At 37.9% G+C, this 23017-nt stretch carries 19 protein-coding genes; 9 read left to right on the top strand and 10 right to left on the bottom strand.

Features of this window, described 5'->3' with window-relative positions; all coding sequences use genetic code 11:
- Positions 1 to 79: 79 nt before the first annotated feature.
- The 5 genes from lepA to dnaK form a co-directional block, all read right to left on the bottom strand.
- On the bottom strand, positions 80 to 1885 hold the full coding sequence (gene lepA, locus ABD917_RS01405) for a translation elongation factor 4 (RefSeq protein WP_345118298.1): 1806 nt from the start codon (positions 1883 to 1885) through the stop codon (positions 80 to 82).
- A gap of 929 nt (positions 1886 to 2814) precedes the next feature.
- Positions 2815 to 3729, bottom strand: coding sequence for a DMT family transporter (locus ABD917_RS01400; RefSeq protein ID WP_345118297.1), 915 nt, complete (start codon positions 3727 to 3729; stop codon positions 2815 to 2817).
- Positions 3730 to 3762: 33 nt separating this feature from the next.
- Positions 3763 to 4668, bottom strand: a complete 906-nt coding sequence (argB, locus tag ABD917_RS01395; RefSeq protein ID WP_345118296.1) for an acetylglutamate kinase — start codon at positions 4666 to 4668, stop codon at positions 3763 to 3765.
- Positions 4669 to 5706: 1038 nt separating this feature from the next.
- Entirely contained in the window at positions 5707 to 6852 is a 1146-nt protein-coding gene (gene dnaJ, locus ABD917_RS01390; protein ID WP_345118389.1) for a molecular chaperone DnaJ, read from the bottom strand.
- Positions 6853 to 7007: 155 nt separating this feature from the next.
- Entirely contained in the window at positions 7008 to 8900 is a 1893-nt protein-coding gene (gene dnaK / locus ABD917_RS01385) for a molecular chaperone DnaK (RefSeq protein WP_345118295.1), read from the bottom strand.
- 860 nt (positions 8901 to 9760) lie between these two features.
- On the opposite strand from dnaK, the gene ABD917_RS01380 reads away from it, so the two are divergent.
- Positions 9761 to 10315: a copper chaperone PCu(A)C gene (locus tag ABD917_RS01380; RefSeq protein WP_345118294.1), complete on the top strand. Its 555-nt coding sequence runs from the start codon at positions 9761 to 9763 to the stop codon at positions 10313 to 10315.
- Between the two features lie 112 nt (positions 10316 to 10427).
- Here ABD917_RS01380 and lysM read toward each other — a convergent pair whose 3' ends face one another.
- Positions 10428 to 10883 (bottom strand): peptidoglycan-binding protein LysM, encoded by a 456-nt coding sequence (lysM, locus tag ABD917_RS01375; protein WP_345118293.1) that lies wholly within the window; start codon positions 10881 to 10883, stop codon positions 10428 to 10430.
- A gap of 378 nt (positions 10884 to 11261) precedes the next feature.
- On the opposite strand from lysM, the gene ABD917_RS01370 reads away from it, so the two are divergent.
- The 6 genes from ABD917_RS01370 to thpR all read left to right on the top strand — a co-directional run bounded on the left by ABD917_RS01370 (position 11262) and on the right by thpR (position 16625).
- A complete protein-coding gene (locus tag ABD917_RS01370; protein ID WP_345118292.1) occupies positions 11262 to 11984 on the top strand; it encodes a response regulator transcription factor in 723 nt (240 codons plus the stop codon).
- A gap of 39 nt (positions 11985 to 12023) precedes the next feature.
- A complete protein-coding gene (locus tag ABD917_RS01365; RefSeq protein WP_345118291.1) occupies positions 12024 to 13808 on the top strand; it encodes a stimulus-sensing domain-containing protein in 1785 nt (594 codons plus the stop codon).
- 23 nt (positions 13809 to 13831) lie between these two features.
- The gene (locus tag ABD917_RS01360; protein ID WP_345118290.1) at positions 13832 to 14296 is read left to right on the top strand and encodes an HPr kinase/phosphatase C-terminal domain-containing protein; all 465 of its coding nucleotides are present in this window, start codon (positions 13832 to 13834) and stop codon (positions 14294 to 14296) included.
- A gap of 132 nt (positions 14297 to 14428) precedes the next feature.
- On the top strand, positions 14429 to 14818 hold the full coding sequence (locus ABD917_RS01355) for a PTS sugar transporter subunit IIA (RefSeq protein ID WP_345118289.1): 390 nt from the start codon (positions 14429 to 14431) through the stop codon (positions 14816 to 14818).
- 25 nt (positions 14819 to 14843) lie between these two features.
- Entirely contained in the window at positions 14844 to 15140 is a 297-nt protein-coding gene (locus ABD917_RS01350; RefSeq protein WP_345118288.1) for an HPr family phosphocarrier protein, read from the top strand.
- Positions 15141 to 16085: 945 nt separating this feature from the next.
- The gene (thpR, locus tag ABD917_RS01345; protein ID WP_345118287.1) at positions 16086 to 16625 is read left to right on the top strand and encodes an RNA 2',3'-cyclic phosphodiesterase; all 540 of its coding nucleotides are present in this window, start codon (positions 16086 to 16088) and stop codon (positions 16623 to 16625) included.
- A gap of 110 nt (positions 16626 to 16735) precedes the next feature.
- Here the strand turns inward: thpR and grpE are convergent, their stop codons facing one another.
- Positions 16736 to 17398 (bottom strand): nucleotide exchange factor GrpE, encoded by a 663-nt coding sequence (gene grpE, locus ABD917_RS01340; RefSeq protein ID WP_345118286.1) that lies wholly within the window; start codon positions 17396 to 17398, stop codon positions 16736 to 16738.
- Positions 17399 to 17522: 124 nt separating this feature from the next.
- Entirely contained in the window at positions 17523 to 18593 is a 1071-nt protein-coding gene (gene hrcA, locus ABD917_RS01335; RefSeq protein ID WP_345118285.1) for a heat-inducible transcriptional repressor HrcA, read from the bottom strand.
- A 312-nt stretch (positions 18594 to 18905) separates the two neighbouring features.
- On the opposite strand from hrcA, the gene rdgB reads away from it, so the two are divergent.
- Together rdgB and hemW are read left to right on the top strand one after the other, a co-directional pair.
- Positions 18906 to 19556 (top strand): RdgB/HAM1 family non-canonical purine NTP pyrophosphatase, encoded by a 651-nt coding sequence (rdgB, locus tag ABD917_RS01330; protein ID WP_345118284.1) that lies wholly within the window; start codon positions 18906 to 18908, stop codon positions 19554 to 19556.
- The gene (gene hemW / locus ABD917_RS01325) at positions 19553 to 20752 is read left to right on the top strand and encodes a radical SAM family heme chaperone HemW (RefSeq protein WP_345118283.1); all 1200 of its coding nucleotides are present in this window, start codon (positions 19553 to 19555) and stop codon (positions 20750 to 20752) included. Before rdgB ends, hemW begins: the two co-directional genes overlap by 4 nt.
- Positions 20753 to 20854: 102 nt before the next feature.
- Here hemW and dapE read toward each other — a convergent pair whose 3' ends face one another.
- Positions 20855 to 22027 carry a succinyl-diaminopimelate desuccinylase gene (gene dapE / locus ABD917_RS01320; protein WP_345118282.1) on the bottom strand — a complete coding sequence of 391 codons (1173 nt, stop codon included), beginning with the start codon at positions 22025 to 22027 and terminating at the stop codon, positions 20855 to 20857.
- A gap of 214 nt (positions 22028 to 22241) precedes the next feature.
- Positions 22242 to 22988 (bottom strand): M48 family metallopeptidase, encoded by a 747-nt coding sequence (locus tag ABD917_RS01315; protein ID WP_345118281.1) that lies wholly within the window; start codon positions 22986 to 22988, stop codon positions 22242 to 22244.
- Positions 22989 to 23017 lie beyond the last annotated feature (29 nt).

The raw sequence follows: 23017 nt of genomic DNA, 5'->3' as shown, positions 1-23017 counted from the left end.
CTCTTCAAGAACAACATAAAGAACTGTGGCCACTCAACAAAACTAAAGCAATCAATAAGGGAGTTTCTTCCTTTTTTCATTATTTATTCATTTTAAGTGCTTGAATAAAAGCTGACTGTGGAATTTCTACCTTTCCAAATTGGCGCATGCGCTTTTTGCCTTCTTTTTGCTTTTCTAACAGCTTGCGCTTACGCGTAACATCGCCCCCATAACATTTTGCAGTTACATCTTTGCGTAAAGCACGAATTGTCTCGCGCGCAATGATTTTACCACCAATTGCTGCTTGAATCGGAATCTGAAACATATGCTGCGGAATAAGATCCTTCAATTTTTCGCACAGTGAACGCCCGCGCTTTTCTGCAATAGTGCGGTGCACAAGCATCGACAGTGCATCTATTGATTCTCCATTCACCAAAATAGACATTTTGACCAAATCGCCCTCTACATAATCCGTCATCTGATAATCGAAGGAAGCATAACCCTTTGAGATTGATTTTAAACGATCATAAAAATCAAAAACAACTTCATTGAGAGGCAAATCATATGTCACCATGGCGCGCGTCCCGACATAGGACAAACTAACCTGTACGCCACGCCGTTCTTGGCAAAGTTCTAAAACTGATCCAAGATAATTATCCGGAGTCATGATTGTCGCACGAATCCACGGCTCTTCAATGGAAGAAATTTTAACAATATCAGGCATATCTGCTGGATTATGAAGTTTTTTGACAGAACCATCATTCATATTCATACGATAAACAACTGAGGGTGCTGTCGCGATTAAATCCAAATTAAATTCGCGCTCTAATCGCTCTTGAATAATTTCAAGATGAAGAAGTCCTAAAAAACCACAACGAAAACCAAATCCCAAAGCCGCTGATGTTTCAACTTCAAAAGAAAAACTGGCATCATTTAAGCGCAATTTCCCCATGGCTGCACGCAAATCATCAAAATCAGCGGCATCAATGGGAAACAGTCCACAAAAAACAACCGGTTGGGCTGGTTTAAAACCAGGTAATGCCTCTTCACAAGGACGGCGCTCCTCCGTAATGGTATCACCAACCCGTGTATCTGCAACTTCTTTGATAGAGGCCGTTATAAAACCAATCTCGCCTGAACCCAATTCATCTACCTGAATCATTTTTGGAGTAAAAACCCCAACCCGCTCAACTGGATATTTTGCTCCAGTCCCCATCATGCGAATGGTTTGCCCCTTTTTTAATACACCATCAATAACGCGTACCAAAACGATAACACCAAGATATGCATCATACCAGCTATCAACCAACATTGCTTTTAAAGGTTTCTGAATATCACCAGTATGTGGAGGAGGTAATTGTGTAACAATTGCTTCTAAAACATCAGGAATGCCTAAACCTGTTTTTGCTGATATTTCCACGGCTTCGGAAGTATCGATACCTATCACATCTTCAATTTGTTCTTTTACACGCTCAGGCTCTGCTGCGGGAAGATCAACCTTATTAAGTACCACAACCAACTCATGAGAATTATCAATAGCTTGATAAACATTTGCCAACGTCTGTGCCTCTACGCCTTGACTCGCGTCTACAACCAATAGCGAACCTTCACAAGCTGCGAGTGATCGTGAAACTTCATAAGCAAAATCCACATGACCAGGTGTATCAATAAGATTTAAAATATATGTTTCACCACTGCGCGCTTTATAGTGCAAACGTACCGTCTGTGCTTTAATGGTGATCCCACGTTCACGTTCAATATCCATGGAATCGAGCACTTGCTCTTTCATCTCACGAGTCTCAAGCCCTCCTGTCATTTGAATCAAACGATCAGCTAAAGTCGACTTTCCATGGTCGATGTGTGCCACAATGGAAAAATTACGGATATAATTACGATCTACTGTCATAGGGGCGATTTAGCAAAGAATAGCACAAAAGGCAAAGACCAATTATGCTTCTTCGAAAGCCTTTCAAAAAATACAATTTCTCATAGCATAAAAAATGACGCTTTTGTTTGCTAAATTCTATACAAATGATTGAGAATACTATTAACTTTCTCATCATATGCGCTGGTATTAGCTCTGACATGCCGTACATTATTAGAGATGCTTACATAGCTTGAGGCTAGCAATAAAATTCATACAATTTGCAAAAGAGATGACTTTCTCTTTGTCCATGCTAGCCCGTTTTTACTAATTTTACATAAAACAAAAAAAATTCTACCGGAGCAAATGATCTTTGTAACTGTCAAAACTTTAGCAATATATTCCCTTGCGTAATGTCTTTTGAAAAAACACGCACCTTCTAAAAAACTCTTTTTCTTCTTTCTCTTGATAGAGTTACGTCCTTTATAAAAGGCAAAGCGCTGCAAAATATAATGCAATTGTATTATGCATTCATGTCTTGTTTTTAAAAAAACTTTTCTTAATATTCATTATACCTATTTCATGACAGCATCCGTGAATGGTATAATGTAAAACCCATTGAACGCACCATTTTTATACCTAGGCACAAGTGAGCGCTACCACGCTATCGGCAAGACTCTAATGTCGCATACTTCTTGCTTTTGTAAGCGTTTATAAGCAACATTGTTACGCTTTTTTAAACGATTTTATCTACACACCAGCCCTGCTTATAGTATGTAAGTGAATGATTCTAACCATTTCAATATAAACAGAGTTGAAATGAACGAGTTTTACTATATTCAGGAGCTTTCTTTAACATGCGGAGCAATATATCGGTTTAAAGGTAAAAACATCAAAAATTTACTCAATTTTATTAAAGAAATAGACAATGAAATCTCTTCAGATGGAAATATCATGGTACAAATGCATGATTAATTAATTTTTTCAGTTATTTTCGCTTTCTTACGCCATTGTGAAGGTTGTAGTTCAGCCACAACAATCCCAATCAAAATAAGTGTTCCTCCCAATAAAGCTAAAGGAGATAAACGCTCACCAGCCAAACGCCCAACGATACCAGCCCATACAGGTTCACCTGCGTAAATAAGTGTTGCACGCGTGGGCGAAATGGACTTTTGTGCCCAATTCATCGCTAATTGAATGATAGCACTCATCAATGCCAAACCTATACCAATATTCAACCATACCCATGAAAATTCAGGCATGTTTTCACCCATAAAAGGCATACAAAAAAATGAAAAAATACCACTAAAAAATAGCTGTATAACCGTTACACGCCGACTATCAACCTTGCTGGCAAAAATGCTGATAAGTATCACTTCCCCAGCAATTGCTAAAGCACCTAACAAAGTTAAAATTTCACCTTTCGAAAAATCAAGCTGTCCCACCTTTTGTCCAGAAATAAAGACAAGACCAATAAAAGCAAAAATAATGCCAAGCCAAGAAGCTAAACGGGGTGGCTTTCTAAAAACAATCCATTGTAATATTGGAACTGTCGGAACATAAAGTGCTGTGATAAAAGCTGACTGACTACTAATAATTGTCTGAAGTCCCGCTGCTTGTAAAGCATAACCTAAAAACATTCCTACACCAATAGCCATCCCAGCAAAAATCTCATAAATAGTTATACCTTGCATTGAGCGCCAAAAAATTGCGCCGCATATAAGCGATGCAACAACAAAACGAAATCCAACAAAGAACAAAGGTCCACTATAGCGTACCGCAATGTGAACTACTAAAAATGTAATACCCCATAATATTGTCGCAGCAAATAATGTGAATTCTGGTTTGCTTAACAAAGAATGTTTCAACTGTTTTATATTAATCATGAAAGGTAGTTTTCTCCAATTCTTCTTTATATCTTATGAAACAATAAGTGTTCCAACGCCCTGTTCCGTAAACAGTTCTAACAAGACAGAATGCGGGGTTTTGCCGTTTAAAATGACAACACCTTCCACACCATTTTGAAGGGCTTTTATACAAGTCTCTACTTTCGGAATCATACCACCTGAAATTGTTCCATTTTTAATGAGGTTTTCAGCTTCCGAAATTGTCAATTCCTTTAAAAGATTGCCCTGTTTATCTAAAACACCGGGGACATCCGTTAAAAATAAAAGACGCTTAGCCTCTAATGCACCAGCAATGGCTCCTGCAAAAATATCAGCATTAATATTATAAGTTTTTCCATCGCGGCCTGGAGCCACAGGAGCAAGAACTGGAATCATTTCAGAACATGCTAAAAGATCCAATAATGTGCGGTCAACTTCAACTGGTTCTCCAACAAAGCCCAAATCTAAAACACGTTCAATATGCGAATCGGGATCAAGAACAGTTTTATAAGCCTTTTCAGCAAAAACCATATTGCCATCCTTGCCACACAACCCTATTGCCCATTCCCCCTCTGCATTGAGAAGAGCGACAATTTCTTTGTTTATGGAGCCTGCCAAAACCATTTCAACCACTTCGACAATCCGTTCATCGGTTACGCGTAAACCGTTTTCGAACCGTGATTCAATGCCCATTTTCATCAAGATTTCAGCAATCTGAGGCCCTCCACCATGAACAACAACAGGATTGATTCCTGATTGCTTCAACAGAGCAATATCACGTGCAAATGCCCGCCCCAAAGCAGGATCACCCATAGCATGACCACCGTATTTCACAACGACAGTTTCATTTTCATATTGTTGCATATAAGGTAAAGCAGACGATAAGAATGCTGCTTGTTTTTCAAAAACATCTTCAACATCATTTTCAACTTTATCCATTAAAAGAGCCTCCTCATCACTTTTTTCCTTCTCTTAAGTAGAAGAGAGGAAAAGTGAAAATAAATTTCAAAACAAGCTTACTCTGCCCATCCCCCTGAAAAATGCTCATTGTTTAAATCATCACAAAAGTAATAAAAAGATGCGATAAAGGCTGCCCTTTAAAAAATTAGTATCTAAAAACTAAAAAAAATATTATTGTTTTTATGACCCTGTATATCAATGAGAGCAGAATTTAGAAGAACTTTGAAGCTACACCGTACACTTAACTTACTGATGTCATCTTATGGATCTTTAACAATGAATACGGACATATACAACCATTGATTTTATAAGATGAAAATAAAAATCACGATGAAATTAATTAGTATATCACCGATACAGAAAATAGCTCAGTCGCACATATGTCCACCTACAAATAAGTTAAAGTTTTAATTTAAAAATTTGTCTTCTTTCCAATCATCGAATATAAGAAAATATGAACTAAACGATCTACCCTTACTACATATTGGTAATCACTATAATCAACTGATTTATAACGATAATTCATTACTACTCTTTTAAATTAAGAGTTCTGAATATAGAAATGTTTTCTTCATTTTTAATCCCTTTTTATGATAAATCCCTAAGACCATTTACTTACATATGGCAAATAGTCACAGCGTTTGGTTAAAACTATTAAAAAAAAAGTTGTAACAATAGAAGCGTACAAATGAATGATAGAACTGGTTTGACAACACCACATCAGAAAACCTTTAGATCAGTCTCATACTTTGTGATTTTTAATAGAATACAAAAACTCCCTGATAGAGAGCCGTAAAATCATTTAATTGTTCCTTCTCTTCGTTTTATACTCCATGATTTATAAACCATCCACAGATAGCCATAAAACCGTATCCTAAAATATCTACCCTCTTTTCTCTTCAAACAACTTCATAAAAAAGCAAACTTTTCAAATATTGTGATACAATGGAAAATGGATTTTAAATAATCTTGCTAGTACACAAATCTCGTCCCATACAGAATTTTGCTGCACATCTCCTAATTTTGTCTCGAGATATTTTCAAAAAATTCTTTCATACGTGAAAAAAAACCGTGTGATTGTGGTGAATTCTCATGATTTGAAAGCTTTTCAAACTTTTGTAATAACTCGCGTTGTTCTTGTGTTAGTTTCTGTGGTGTTTCAATAGTGATATGGATATAAAGATCACCTCTTTCTTGCTGACGGCGCAACATAGGCATACCTTTTCCTTTAAGGCGAAATTGACGTCCATTTTGTGTACCCTCTGGAACTTTAACACGTGCTTTGACGCCATCAAGATCAGAAACCTCAAATTCACCTCCTAAAGCAGCTGTCACCATCGAAATTGGAACACGACAATGAATATCTGCACCTTCTCTCTGAAAAAACTCATGCGGTTTAATAGAAAGAAAAATATAAAGATCACCGCTAGGACCACCACGAATGCCAGCATCTCCTTCACCAGAAAGACGAATACGCGTACCATCTTCAATACCAGCTGGAATATTCACGCTTAATGAACGCTGTTTTTCTACTCGTCTCGTCCCCTGACATTTCGGACATGGATTTGTTATGGTTTCACCACGTCCATGACATGAAGGACATGTCCGTTCAATCGAAAAGAAACCTTGTGCGGCACGTACACGCCCAGCTCCATGACACGTTCCACAAACTTGTGGCTTAGAGCCCTTTTTAGCACCCGATCCCTCACAAGTATCACAAGTAACAGAACTTGGAATATTAATTTGCGCGGTTTTTCCTGAAAATGCCTCTTCCAAGGTCACTTCCATATTATAACTCAAATCAGCACCACGCTCGCGACCATCACTACGCTTACGCTGCATTCCTCCCATAATTTCGCCAAAAAAATCTTCAAAAATGTCGGGAAATCCGCCACCAGCAGCAAAACCACTAAAGGGATTTGCTCCTTCGCGTCCACCATTTTCAAAAGCCGCATGGCCAAAACGATCATAAGCAGCACGCTTTTGAGGATCTTTAAGAACTTCATAGGCTTCGCCAATTTCCTTAAATTTCCGTTCTGCTTCTTTATCCCCTGCGTTGCGATCAGGATGATATTGCATTGCCAACTTACGAAAAGCAGATTTCAACTTTTTATCATCACATTCGCGAGTCACGCCAAGAATTTCATAATAATCAACCTTCATCATGTATTCCTGATAATTTTTCATCCATCTTTATGGATAATATTTGTTTTCAATTTATATTTTTAGCAAAAAAGTTGCAACTCATCTCAAATAACAAAGCCCAGCCTTATATTTCAAAGGCCGGGTTTATTCATTAATTAACACATTTGCTTACACTATTTCTTCTTATCATTAACTTCTTCGAAATCAGCATCAACAACATCATCATCCTTTGTATCTGTCTCAGTATTCGCTTCGGTTGCTTGTGAAGCTTCATACATTGCCTGTCCAAGTTTCATACTAACTTCCGCTAATTTCTGCATTTTCGCTGTTACCTCTTCAGTGTCGGTGCCATCAAGTGCAGATTTCAAGTCAGATATTGCTGTTTCAATCTGTCCTTTATCTTCAGAAGAGACCTTATCACCGTACTCTTTCAGCGACTTTTCCGTTGAATGGATAAGAGCTTCCGCTTGATTTCTTGCCTCAACTCCTTCACGGCGCTTTTTGTCCTCAGCTGCATGCTCTTCTGCGTCCTTTACCATTTTCTCAATATCAGCATCACTTAAACCACCTGATGCTTGAATACGAATTTGATGCTCTTTACCAGTTCCTTTATCTTTAGCCGAAACATTGACAATACCATTCGCATCAATATCAAAAGTAACTTCAATCTGAGGCATACCACGTGGTGCTGGTGGAATACCAACAAGATCAAACTGAGCCAACAACTTGTTATCATTAGCCATCTCGCGTTCACCTTGGAACACACGAATAGTCACAGCACTTTGATTATCATCAGCCGTTGAAAAAACTTGCGATTTCTTCGTTGGAATAGTGGTATTGCGTTCAATAAGACGTGTAAAGACTCCACCCAATGTTTCAATACCCAAAGATAAAGGTGTGACATCCAACAGCAAGACATCTTTCACATCGCCTTGCAATACACCACCCTGAATAGCTGCACCCATTGCAACAACTTCATCAGGATTAACGCCTTTATGTGGATCTTTGCCAAAGAAGCTTTGCACAACTTCTTGAATCTTGGGCATACGTGTCATACCACCCACTAAAACAACTTCGTCAATCTCACCAGCTTTTAACCCCGCATCTTTCAATGCAGCTTTACAAGGCTCGATAGTGCGCTGAACCAAATCATCAACGAGAGATTCAAATTTTGCCCGAGTCAATTTCATTGTTAAGTGCTTGGGACCAGATTGATCAGCCGTAATAAATGGCAAATTAATTTCTGTTTGTTGTGAAGAAGAAAGTTCAATCTTTGCTTTCTCTGCCGCTTCTTTTAGACGTTGCAATGCTAACTTATCATTCTTTAGATCGATCCCTTGTTCTTTCTTGAATTCATCAGCAAAATAACCAACCAAGCGCATGTCAAAATCTTCACCGCCTAAAAAAGTATCTCCATTGGTCGACTTAACTTCAAAAACACCATCTCCAATTTCAAGCACAGAAATATCAAATGTACCGCCACCAAGATCGTAAACCGCAATAGTTTTCCCGTCTTTTTTATCCAAACCATATGCTAAAGCAGCAGCTGTAGGCTCATTGATAATCCGTAAAACTTCTAGTCCAGCAATTTTACCCGCATCTTTCGTAGCTTGACGTTGTGCGTCATTGAAATAAGCAGGAACAGTTATAACCGCTTGCTCAACTTTTTCACCAAGATAAGACTCGGCCGTTTCTTTCATCTTTTGCAAAATCATCGCTGAAATTTGGGAGGGAGAATATTTCTTACCTGCTTCTTCAACCCACGCATCACCATTATCGCCTTTAACAATTTTATAAGGTACAAGTGCTTTATCTTTTTCAACCATGGGGTCATCAAAACGGCGACCAATTAAGCGTTTAACTGCAAAAACTGTTCCTTCAGGATTTGTTACAGCTTGCCGTTTAGCAGGTTGTCCAACAAGCCGTTCTCCCCCATCCGTAAAGGCGACAACAGAAGGCGTTGTGCGCGCTCCTTCTGAATTTTCAATAACTTTTGCGTTTTTACCATCCATGACAGCAACACAAGAGTTTGTTGTTCCCAAATCAATACCAATTACTTTTGCCATATTATAATCTCCATTTCAGCAAGCTACCTCAATCTTCATCAAGCATTTTCTAAGACAGCTCCTCATAACACTCAAAGCCTGCATCCCACTTCAAGTCACATAAACAATAAACTGCAAGTCGCAACAAGCCTTTCTGCCTCGTATATAAGAACAGGCTCTTATCGCTACAAGAGAGTCATGAAAGAAACATTCTTAAAATAAAATTTTTCTTTTAAAATAGCTATTCTACTTACCCGCAAGCAACCTCTTTGACTGATAATGCGAATACCATAGCATCCCTTTTTACGATGTAATCAATATATAAATCTATAAAAATTGGAAAATAAAAATAACAATTGTGTACCCTTTCTTAATCTCTCATCTCTCCATGAGATTCTGATTAGGAAATTGTTCAACACATCACTCAAAAGTAAATGACTAATACCACAAATATTACATTCTCCCTTAGCCCACCGCTGTCATGACCATTATATCTTTATTCGATCAATAAACGCCGCGTTCTTTACATCACTGTATCTATAGCGTTAAGCTTCATCTTTCTAAATACATTCTTTGTAAGGGCATACTCTGTCAATCTATTCATAATAGCTCCATTTCTGAACAACTTATTATTCATTACTCTTTAAAAGCTGCACTGTGAATAAGCTCGACGTCCTTTTCTCTTTAATCTATTTATTAAATCCACTAGTAGAATTCACAATACCCTTTTGCCTTTAAATACATTGTTCAAATTCTAAAGATCTATGCATCTATTCTTGTTCATATAACTCTAGTAATTCTTTCTTTTATTTTGAATAAAAACGCTCTAAAATAATAAATAAGGAGCATATAGCAGTGAATTGACCAAAGGAGGGTGAATAATGGTAAAACTTATTATCGAGCAAATAAAGAAGTTCATATCTCAATATATAACTTACGGACAATGGCCACTTAAAACGATTTTTACAAATGTCGTGTGGGCCCTTCTTTTCACTTGTATAGCCCATCCAGCAACCGCTCAGCAATATAAAGTCGGAAACATAGAAATCCTTCATCCTTGGGTGCGCGAAACAGCTAGAGGTATTAAAGTTGCTAGCGGTTATCTCTATATCATTAATCACGGTAATATCCCAGATCGTCTGGTTTCTGTTTCAGCAAATGGAGTACAGACAGCAGAAATCCATTCCATGGCAGTTGTTAACGATATTATGAAAATGGAAAAAATGCACCATGGTATTGAAATTCCTGGCAATGGTGAAATCACTCTTAAACCCGGTGGTGATCATATTATGTTCATGGGACTTTCTCAACCATTCAAACTAGGTGATAAAATCAGTGCAAAATTGACGTTTGAGAAAGCAGGAACAATAGACGTTGATTTCTCTGTAAATGCTATGGGAGGAAAATCACCTTCCAAATCAGCTCCTCATCATTGAGTTCTTTCATCATTATTTAACGAATGAATTGAGAAGCGTGAAAATTTTTCCATGCTTCTTATTTTTGTTTAATGCCATAAAACATACTCTAAAAAATTATTCTTTCTTTTAATCAAATATGATCAAGTTCAGGAATACGCAAAACTTGTCCAGGATAAATTTTATCGGAAGATTTGAGCATTGGCTTATTCGCTTCGAAAATAAATGTATTTTTATCCCCTTGCCCTTTTCCATAAACTTCTTCAGCAATTTTCCAAAGCGTATCACCAGATTTAACCTCATAAAAGCGAGACGCTTTTACAGACGTGGTATCTGCAATCTTTAATTGATCAATATCAACAGAAGAAATACCTTGCGAATTACCAACAACTAAAAGTGCTTTTTCAAATGTTTCCCTATCTGGAACCTCACCACTTAAAATAGCTTGACCGTTTTCAATCTTAATATTTACTTTTTCTGTGCCAAGTTGAAAATTATTAAAGGCCTCCTTAAAATCCTTTTCTTCTGGCTCACGATCCCCAATACCAAGTTTTTCTCCAACTGTTTTTATAAAATTAAAAAATCCCATTTATGCTCTCCTTTCGTGCAGTGAAAGAAAAATTTTTGCATATATGTCACTACACTCTTTTCTTTGCTCTTAAAAACAGATAGGCGATTTTTCTAAACGTCAACAATCACGAACAGATCTGTTTAATTATGGGACATAAAAAATAATACACTTTGGTAAAAAACATATTTTATGAAAATTTTCTTTCAAACAAAGGGATCTTTACGCACGCAACAGCATTATAAAATTACAAAGATAAAACAAGCTTTTACCGTAAAAATGAAAGGGTGTTTACTTCGCTACAATTTGTACCACATTTGTTTTGCAAAAAAAATGTGAACTCCCATATAAATAATGTGGATAATTTGCTACCATAGCAATAGAAAGGTCTAAGAAGCCATGAAAGATACACCAACAATCACGCAAACGATCGTACTTGTTGATGATGATCGCAATATTTTGACATCTTTATCTTTTGCGCTTGAGACAGAAGGCTATCGGGTTGAAAGCTATACAGATGGAGCATCTGCGCTCAAAGGTCTAACTCTTCATCCTCCACATTTAGCTATTTTTGATATTAAAATGCCTCGAATGGATGGGATGGAACTTTTGCGCCGATTGCGTCAAAAATCTGATATTCCTGTTATCTTTCTTACCTCTAAGGATGACGAAATTGATGAGTTATTTGGTCTTAAAATGGGGGCGGATGATTTTATTACCAAACCTTTCTCTCAACGTCTTCTTATTGAGCGCGTAAAAGCTATTTTACGTCGTTCAAATGCGCGCAACCAACCACTTATAACAGGAACTTCTCCTACCTCTTCTCTCAAACGTGGGGATTTGGTGATGGATCAAGAACGTCACACCTGTACATGGAAAGATAAACCTGTTATCTTAACTGTTACGGAATTTTTGATTCTACAAACCTTAGCGCAAAGACCTGGAGTCGTAAAAAGTCGTGATGCTTTGATGGATGCTGCTTATAGTGATCAAGTCTATGTAGATGATCGCACCATTGATAGTCACATTAAGCGTTTGCGTAAAAAGTTTAAACAAGTGGATGATGATTTTGCAATGATTGAAACACTTTATGGTGTAGGTTATCGTTTTCACGAGGTATAGAACTATTTTGTCGCAAAAGTTTGAACGGCGATCAAATCGATGACAAAAAATACTCAACTGGAAACTCTGCAAAAAACGACATCTAATGGCCTCCTATCAACGCCATTTCCTATGTTTACTTATTGGCATCTTCAGGTGCGGCGTCTTTTTAGACAATTGCTTTTTTCCAGTCTTACACGCCGTATTGTCATCTTAAATATTGCTGCTCTTGCCGTTCTTGTTACTGGTATTTTGTATCTTAATCAATTTCGCGATGGTTTAATTGAAGCAAAAATTAAAAGTTTGTGCATCCAGGGAAAAATTATCGCTGGAGCTATTGCCGCCTCTGCAACGGTGGATACCAATTCTATTCTCATTGATCCCCAAAAACTTTTAGAATTACAGACTGGGGAAAGTGTTACACCCGCACCTCAATCAACCGATTCTTGGGACTTTCCTATTAATCCCGAACAAGTTGCTCCTCTTTTGCGACGCCTCATCACCCCCAAAACAACAAGAGCACGTATCTATGATCGTGATGCGACTTTACTTCTTGACTCGCGTGTTCTTTATTCTAGTGGTGAAGTTTTTAGCTATAATTTACCCCCACTTAAAACTGAACAAAACATGTGGGAACGCTTCATTTCATGGTTCTCAAACACATTTTACGGCAATACTATCACTCTTGATAGAGAACAGGCAAGAACCAGTGGTATTGCTTACCCAGAAGTGTACCGAGCATTAAACGGATCTCTTGCTACTGCTAAACGACGTAACAGACAAGGTCAACTCATTGTTTCTGTTGCTGTTCCTGTTCAACGCTATCGTGCCGTGGTGGGAGCACTTCTTCTTTCAACAACCGGTTCAGATATTGACAACATTGTAAAAGGTGAAAGACTAGTTATTTTTAAAGTCTTTGCCGTGGTAGGCAGTGTACTTTTAGTCCTTTCTCTCTTTTTAGCCCATACGATTGCGCATCCTTTAAGCAAACTATCTGCTTCTGCTAATCGTGTGCGTAATGGTAATAATAAGCGCGTAGAAATTCCTGATTTTTCAATGCGTGAAGATGAAATTGGTCGCCTTTCAACCTCTATTCGTGATATGACCAATGCTCTTTATATGCGTATTGAAGCCATTGAACGCTTTGCTGCTGATGTAAGTCATGAATTAAAAAATCCGCTTACCTCACTGCGCAGTGCTGTTGAAACGCTCCCTCTGGCTAAAAATGAAGAAGCACAGGAACAATTATTCGAAATTATTCAACATGATGTACGTCGTCTTGATCGTTTAATTACTGATATTTCCGATGCCTCTAGGCTCGATGCAGAACTTGCTCGTGAAACCGCACAGATCGTTGATATGACACCGCTTTTGGAAAGTCTTGTTCATGCTGTTCAAGAAGTATACCGTAATAGGCAAACCATCGATATAAGCCTTAATATTATCCCACGTCCTCATGGAAAAGCCTATCTTGTGTTGGGGCATGAACTACGTTTGGGACAAGTTATTTCGAATCTTATTGAAAATGCACGTTCCTTTATTCCCCATGATAGAGGTAAAATTTCTATAGCTATGAAAAGTCATGCTTCAACTCTTATCTTAACCATTGAAGATAATGGTCCTGGTATTCGTTCAGAGAACATTGAACGCATTTTTGAACGCTTCTATACTGATCGACCAAACGAAGATAGTTTTGGTCAGAATTCAGGTCTTGGTCTTTCTATTAGTCGACAAATCATTGAGGCGCATAATGGGACAATTACAGCCGAAAATATTATTGATCCCAATCTTGAAAATAGTAAAACTGGTGCACGTTTTATTATTATGCTCCCCCTCGCTAAATAAATCTTCATCCAAAGTAACAAGGCATGACAACAAAAAGCGAAATACTTCACGCAAATTGCCTTCAACTAGGAGGGAAAGGGCTGTTGATTATAGGACCATCGGGATCAGGAAAATCAACCCTTACCCTCTCTCTGCTCGATCGTGCCGAATGGTCAAAACGTGAAGCAAAACTGATCAGTGATGACTATACAATGGTGCGTGTGGAAAATGGAAAACTTCATGGATACACCCCTGAAGGTTTGCAGGGCGGTATTGAGATTCGTGGTGTTGGTCTTTATATGATAGAGTTTGAAAAACAGACAACGATTGATTGTGTTGTTCTTCTTGGACCCGAATATGAACGCTTTTCCACAAATCAAACTTTTCAATTTGCAGATCTACATATTCCTCTTTTAAAACTCCCTAGCCTTCATGAAGCCGATTGTACAGCCATTTGTCAGGCTATTGAAGCATTCTTTTTTAGAAAAATATGGCATAAATCGGTTTAATTTTTTTCTAAACACAAAAAATTACATTTTTTGCCTTTTTTTTGCAAATTTTTCTTGGCAGCAGAATAAAGCTTTGTAAAATATACTCTCCACCAATATGGTTGGATCTTTAGTTAACAGGAGTTTGTGTAAATGATTGGACTCGTGCTTGTAACGCACGGTGAGCTGGCTGTTGAATTTCTACATGCTGTGGAACATGTTGTTGGAACACAAGAAAAGTTCGCAACAATATGTATCTACCCTGATGATGATATGGATCAGCGCCGAGGCGATATTATAGCTGCTGTTTCCTCTACAGATACAAACCATGGTGTGATCATATTAACAGACGTATTCGGTGGAACACCATCAAATATGGCTATTTCTGCTGTTGAAAAAGGACGTGTTGAAATGATTGCGGGGGTTAATCTACCTATGCTCATTAAACTCATTTCTATTCGCCAATGCCCTAATATTTCATTATCAGAAGCTTTAAAAATAGCACAAGAAGCAGGACGTAAATATATTAATGTACCAGTATAACTTTATAGCGGATAATTAAACTCTAATGCTTTCCAAAGATCCTCTCCCCTCTAAACTCAGTCGTCATTTTAATATCTGTAATAAACGTGGGTTGCATGCACGTGCATCTGCAAAATTTGTTCAAACTGTTGACAATTTTAATGCTAGCGTTGAAGTTGAGAAAGATGGCAAAATCGTTGGTGGTTCATCAATTATGGGACTTATGATGTTAGCAGCCTCCTCTGGTTGTAACCTTACCATTCGTGTTTGGGGACCAGAAGCAACTGATGCTCTCGATGCTCTCGAAAAACTCATCAATAATAAATTTGGTGAAGAGAATTAGAATTCATTATTCATAAAAGATGTATGATCATCTTTTTTGTCATTCATTGTTTTGATTGGTTGCTCTATTTTTCTCTTAAAAATACAAATACTGACATCCATTATCGATGAGCATTACGATTATCATAGGCATAAATATTTACTAACGATTATGTTGTATATAATAACAGTATTTGTGTTTTCTGTCACTCTAAATTCTATCAGACTCATTCAAATATTTGTTGTTTAAAGCTATTCTCATACTGAGCGCGCATGAGAAAATATTCATCTTTTACTGAATATGCTTAATTTTAAAGTACATTGAGGAAATGTAAGAATGAGCGCCACAATTGAAATTTACCAACTTTCCTTATCACGTTGGATTTGTGGTGTTTTTAAATGATAACATATTGATTATAATGATATTTTACAGTTTTTTCATATTAAATGATAAACCCGAATATCGTAAGATTTCTTTCATCTTAAATCCTTTCATATTAAAACAATTAAAATTATTCCCTCAATATTACAAAGCAGATTGGCGTGTGGATAAAAACTCTTAAAAAGGAGTAAAATGCCTCTTATAAAAGCTCTCAGCCACTAAAATGTTGCAATATTGAGAGCTGGAAAATACAATAACGGTGTTGATTGGCTCTATCATAAGTGTAAAGATGCTAGTGCACAATGGATATATGATTGCACCATTTACGGATATCATCGTGAAATGAAAATATAAATAATTCCACTATTGCATATTTTTACTATGAAACAAAGGTAAACACAGTTTTTATTGTCAGCATAATCACTCTCGTAAGAGAAATAAGTTTTAGGAATTAAACCCATCATTATAACAAACATTTTTTCGACATTCTTTTTTGCCACAATTGCCTTATCCTAAGTGATGTATTCCGCCTTTATTATCCACCATCGTATTTGCGGTGGCATCTTTTTACCATAAGGAGATTCCATGTCCCGTCTATTTAGTGCTGTTCAGATTCCTCAACAAACAACACAAGCACTCATATCGTTGCAAAGTGGTTTACCGAACGCACAATGGATTAACCCACAAAACTTTCATATCACCTTGTCTTTTTTTGGTGAAGTTGAAAGCATTGTAGCCGATAAACTTATCCGCGCCTTTGAGACAATAAAGCTTCCTCCTTTTATGCTATATACAAAGGGTTTTGATGTTTTTGGTTCAGAAAGTTCTCCACATTCCCTTGTTGTTCGCATTGAACCTTCTGAGACTCTCAGCCTCTTACACAAAAAGATGCAATCTATTCGGAACAGCTTAAGCTTATCTCCTGATGAAAGACCATTTACTCCACATATTACTGTTGCACGATTGCTTGATATTAAACCCGAATATCTTCCTTCTTATCTCTCTTCTCGGGGTGATTTTTCATTTCCTCCTTTTGAAGTCGATCACTTTGTTTTATTGTTATCGCCATCTCCCTCAAGTGATGCTCCATATGTTGTAAAAGGACGTTGGGCACTCCAAGGATAAAGGGTGTTTTACCACCCTTTAGGATTTTCTTGGATACAATACCTCACGAAAACAGGGTGGTTATATGCAATGCCATATTTTCATGCTGGAGGTATTGTTATTGGTGTATTTTAAGCCGGATCAGATTCAACAGAAGGCTCTTTTATCCCTCCTTTGGCTACGCCAACTATAGCTGGACGCAAAACACGATCACCTATAATGTAACCTGCTTGAACAACTTGCTGGACAGTATTATCCGGTACATCGGAATTAGGGATTTCAAACATCGCTTGATGAAAGTGAGGATCAAATTTTTGCCCTTCTGGATGAATTTTCTGCACCCCATGACGTTCTAGCGCCGCTATCATTGCACGCTCAGTCATTTCTACGCCCTCAGCTAATGTTTTCAAACCAGCATCATTCTCCTTTGCACCTTCTGGAATAGCCTCCAAAGCACGATTGAGGTTATCAGAAACAGATAACATGTCACGTGCAAAATTAGCAATTGAATAAGCTCTTGCATCTGCCACATCACGCGCCGTACGACGCCGAAGATTCTCCATATCTGCAGCAAGACGCAAAAGCTGATCTTTCAGTTCTTTATTTTCATCTTGTAAAGCAGTTAGGGGGTCGACAAATTCATCTTTTTCTTCTTCGACCTCTGCGCGTGCCTCTGCTTCACGCGTTTTTAAAAACTCATCCGCTGCTTTTTTAAGCGCATCACGATTAACCGGATTTTTCAAATCGCAATTTTCAAATGAAGCGTCAGTAAACTTGTTTTTTTCGTCAGACATAAAAATTCCATTCCTTCATAAGATTTGTTATTCTCGATATCGAAATTTTGCAGACAAAAATCAAGGGGTATTTATGTATCTTAATATAATGAACATTTATAGTACGAATATTCACTTAGTTATTTTAACGCAACAGTTGTGATATAAGTTGCGCTGTATAATCGACCATAGGTACAATTCTTGCATAATTAAGCCGTGTGGGCCCGATAACTCCTAAAGCGCCAATCACCCTTTGTTTTGAATCACGATACGGTGCAACGACTAAAGAAGAACCAGAAAGTGAAAACAACTTATTTTCTGAACCAATAAAGATACGAACTCCTGACCCTTCATCCGTTAAATCGAGAAGCTGTGCCATACTTTCACGTGTTTCAAGATCATCAAACAAATGCCGTAACCGCTCTAAATCTTCTTCTGCTTTCACATCTTCAAGTAAATTACTGCGCCCACGAACAATAAGGTGTATTTTATGATCAGCATCTTCTCCTCCTAGCAAAGCTAATCCAGTTTCAACGAGATGATGGGATAAATGATCAAGTGCAGCCCGTGTTTCTGAGCATAACCGTGCTATTTCTTCTTTCGCTTCACTCAATGTGCGCCCCTGAATATGGGCATTAAGAAAATTCGTTGCCTCCGTCAATTGCGCATGAGTAACCCCTTCTGGTAAATGAACAATACGATTTTCAACCTCACCTTGTTGTGTTACCAAAACAGCAAGAGCGTGCTCTCTATCAAGACGCACAAATTCAATATGTTTCAATGTGCCTTCATATTTTGTTGCCAGAACAAGCCCTGCACCACGTGAAAGATCTGAAAGAACGCGGCTTGCTTGAATGAGAAAATGTTCAACTGATTGTGTATGACCAGCTTCTTTGACTTGAGCTTCAATACTTTCACGCTCCTCGTTTGGCAAATCACCCGCTTCCATAAATGCATCAACAAAAAATCGTAATCCCGACTGTGTTGGCATCCGCCCCGCAGATACATGAGGTGCATAAATTAAACCAAGGTGTTCAAGATCACTCATCACATTGCGAATCGTGGCTGGTGATAATGTCTGTCGCAAAAGCTTTGAAAGATTTCGTGATCCTACAGGTTCACCATCATTAAGATAAGCCTCCACAATATGGCGAAAGATATCTCGCGAACGCTCATCAAGATATTTTAATTCATCATCAATAGGTTTGTGCTTCATAACGCTTGTTTCATGACTTTAAAACATTTCTCTCTATATATGAGTTTTACCAAGGCTTGGCCAAATAGGCTAAAGTAGTGGAAAAACATAACATATATTTATCATAAAAAATGCTACTATCAAAAAAAGAGATCATATATCTTTTCAAACATTGTCATCATAATAAAATATAAAAGATTTCATTTGACTAGAATATTTATAAAGTTGCAAAAAGAGAGTATTGTGTAAAGTTTGGTGGAATTTGTATATTAAACGTTCCAGTTAATTTTTTTAGCACAAAATAGTTCCCTTTTTACTTCTGGAGAGATCTCTATGAGAAGCATAGCAGCTAAAAAACTCGTTATTGCTACACATAACACCGGTAAATTGCATGAAATTACCACACTGTTTGCGCCCTTTGGATTAATAATACAATCCGCAAAAGAGCTTGGATTGCCAGAACCACAAGAAACGGGAACAACATTTGAAGAAAATGCCTATATAAAAGCTTTTTCGGCAGCAAAAAATACAGGACTTCCGGCTCTTTCTGATGATTCAGGTTTGGAAGTAGATGCCTTGAATGGTGCTCCGGGTGTTTATACAGCAGACCTTGCTCTTCAACCGGATGGCACACGTGACTTTTTAAAAGCTATGCAAAAAATAGAAGATGAACTTCAAAAAAACGGAGCGCATGAAAAAAGCCAACGAAAATGCCGATTTATATCCGTCATTTGCATCGCATGGCCTGATGCTCACGCCGATTATTTTCGTGGATGCGTTGAAGGAACATTTATTTGGCCTCCACGGGGAGATAAAGGTTTTGGTTTTGACCCCATTTTTTTACCAGATGAATATGAAAATACCTTTGGAGAAATGTCCACAAAGCAAAAACATGGCTGGAAACTCAATGATAAAACGCCCCCACTCTCACATCGTGCACGCGCCTTCAAACTTTTAGCTGAAAATCTCTTAACGCTCTCATGAATGAAACTTTTGGCATCTATATTCACTGGCCTTTTTGTGCTGCAAAATGCCCCTATTGTGATTTTAATTCCCATGTTCGTGTTCATGGTGTTGATCAGCCACGTTTTGTAACCGCCTTTGAACGTGAAATAGAAACACAATACCATAAAATAGGCCCACGTCATATTACCAGTATTTTTATTGGTGGAGGAACGCCATCTCTTATGACACCTCAAACTGTTGATGCCTTATTAAAAGCTCTTACAAAAAAATGGACCGTTGATGATAAAGTTGAAATTACACTGGAAGCAAACCCATCAAGTGTGGAAGCCGAACGCTTTCGCGGATATCGCGCAGCAGGCGTTAACCGCTTATCCTTAGGTGTGCAAGCACTCAATGATCAAGCACTGCGAAAACTTGGCAGACTCCATGATGTGAAACAAGCCCTTCACGCTATCGCTTTAGCACGAGAAATCTTTCCACGTTTATCCTTTGATCTTATTTATGCTCGCCCCGAACAAACTCTTGAACAATGGAAATGGGAACTTTTTCAGGCCCTTGATTTTGCAGCAGACCATCTTTCTCTTTACCAATTAACCATCGAAGAGGGAACCGCCTTTAAGCGACTTTATGACGCAGGAAGACTTATCCTTCCCCCATCAGAACTCGCAGCAGACCTGTATCATCTTACCCAAGAAATAACCGAACGCCGTGGATTACCAGCCTATGAGATTTCAAATCATGCAACTCTCGGTGCCGAATCAGCACACAACCTTCTCTATTGGCGTTATCATGAATATGCAGGCTTTGGTCCAGGAGCCCATGGACGCTTTATTGAGTACTCACCAAGTCATTGTCCGACCTCTTCAAAAACAGCTACTTCTCAAATTGAAAATCGTGAACGTTATGTGACAATAAATGAGAAATATCCCGAACATTGGCTTGAATTGGTAGAAACTACGGGACATGGTTGTATTGAAACGGAACATTTGACCATTGAGCAGCAAGCAAATGAAATGCTCCTCATGGGGTTACGTCTTTGCGAAGGTTTAGATCTTGTACGTTATGAAACTTTAAACACCAAGGGTTTACCAATGAAAAAGCTTATCGATTTACAACAACAAGGGCTGGTAGAAATGATAGGAAATCACCGCTTAAAAGCGACAGACAAAGGACGAATCCTTCTTGATCATGTCATTAGTCAATTGGCAAATTAAAATTTCTATAGTTTTCATCTCCATTACATCAATTGTGCTATCATATGTATGATTTTTAATTTGTAATAGAGATGTTGTTGAAAAAACAATTTCTTCTTTTCATTATGTAAAAAAGTCAACAATGAAACGTTCATAAACAGCTGTGAGAGTTTCCATTGCATCGAGAGTTACACACTCATCCACCATGTGCATGGTCTGTCCTGGTAAGCCGAATTCAACCACTGGACAATAATCTTTAATAAATCGCGCATCCGAAGTTCCCCCTGAAGTTGAACATTCGGGTATATGCCCTGTTATGCTTTTAATAGCATTGGATAATGTATGAATGAGTTTATCATTTTGGGTTAAAAAAACATCCCCTAAACTTGGAATCCATTCAAGTTGATAGAAGGGTAATTGATTTTTGTTGTTTTTTGATTGCACTGAGGTAAGACGTTTTTCAATTTCCCTCATAAGCATTGCTTTTGTCCAAAGATCATTATAGCGTATATTAAAACGAATTGTCGCCTGCTCTGGAATAACATTTACCGCAGAGTTACCCGTATCAATAGTCGTTAATTCCAAATTACTCGGTTGAAAATTTTCTGTACCTTGATCTAAAGTTGTTTGTGTTAACGCTTGAAGAATCTCACTGACTAAGGGCAATGGATTGGCAGCTCGCTCAGGAAAAGCAACATGTCCTTGGCGACCTTTAACGGTAATAATACCAGAAATTGACCCTCGACGACCAATTTTTATCATATCACCAACCGTTTTTACACTTGTTGGTTCACCAACAAGAGCAGCAGTCCATTTTTCACCTTTTTGTTCTGCCCATTTGAGAAGTTTAACCGTACCATTCAAAGCTGGTCCCTCTTCGTCACCGGTAATCAAAAGGCTTACCATTCCTTTAAGGGATCTTTTCTCAAGAATTCGAGCAAGTGCTGCAACGAAACAAGCAATACCACCCTTCATATCAACAGCACCCCGCCCGTATAATTTTCCTTGATCTATCACAGCTTCAAAAGGAGGATATGTCCATTGTTCCAATGTCCCTGGCGGTACAACATCCGTATGACCCGCAAACATAAGATGCGGCCCTTCTTTTCCTATCTTGGCATAAAGATTTTCAACATCTTCTGTGCTTTTTTCTGAAAAAATAGGACGCTCAACATGAAACCCCATCTTTTTGAGAAATTGTTCTAAAGTTGATAAAACACCTGCTTCGCGTGGCGTAACAGAAGGGCAACGAATAAGTGCCTGTAATAGCTGAAGGGGATCTGTAAGGACAGGCATAAACGCTCTTCCAATCTCAATTTAAGAATTATGAAATATTATTAAGCTGAATTATAAAAAAGATAAAGTAAAAACATTGAAGACACTCAGCAAACGAAGCAGGGGAAGACAATATTGCTGAGGCTTCAATGCATTCCTCATCATGTCATGAGGCACATATATAATAAAATGTTCAATAAAAAGTTCCACCGAATATTATCTTCTTCAAGTTTTTTCATATTTCCAGCTTATATGAATGAAAATCAATAGCCTGCAACTTATAACCATTTTCTTTCAACCAAGCACGATGCTTTTTACTTTCTGGACAAAGTTTTTCACAAAGAGCCCAAAATCTTGGGCCGTGATTCATTTCAACAAGATGGGCGACCTCATGCGCAACAACATATTCAACAACTTCTTTTGGTGCCATAACAAGACGCCAAGAAAAAGAAAGGTTGCCTTTTATTGAACAAGAACCCCAACGACTTTTCGTATCTTTATAACAAATTGATTTTACTTTACGCTCTACTTTATCTGCATAATATCCTACCAACGGTGTTATAATGAGTGCAGCCTGTTTTTTTAAAACATCAGCAACACGTCTTGGTAAATGTTCTAATTGACCATAAACGATAATTTGGGGCTCTTGCTCTCCATCTCCTGTAATAATTTCTGTTATCCCACGTCCTACTTTATGTCTTATGGTATGTTCAATACCCAATATAGGAATCGTTATTCCCTCTTTGAGATAAGAATTTTCATGAGGAATTTGCACGCGAGTAAGACGCGCTTCAATCCAAGATCGATTCTTTTCAATAAAACCTTGAACTGAAGAGAGACTTACCGCTGGTGGCGTTGTTATACAGATCTCCTGACTCCTTGCATCAATACGTAATGTAAGCCGACGCGCATGTTTATGTGCATGCACACGTACGGGTACAACACGATCAGAAAAAATGAAAGGCTGTTCATAAAAGGTCATATATTATGTCTTTAGCATCAGTAAATTTG

Origin of the sequence: Bartonella pachyuromydis (genome assembly GCF_039543065.1) — a bacterium.
Lineage (GTDB): Bacteria > Pseudomonadota > Alphaproteobacteria > Rhizobiales > Rhizobiaceae > Bartonella > Bartonella pachyuromydis.
This window is presented reverse-complemented; position numbering and strand designations above follow the sequence as displayed.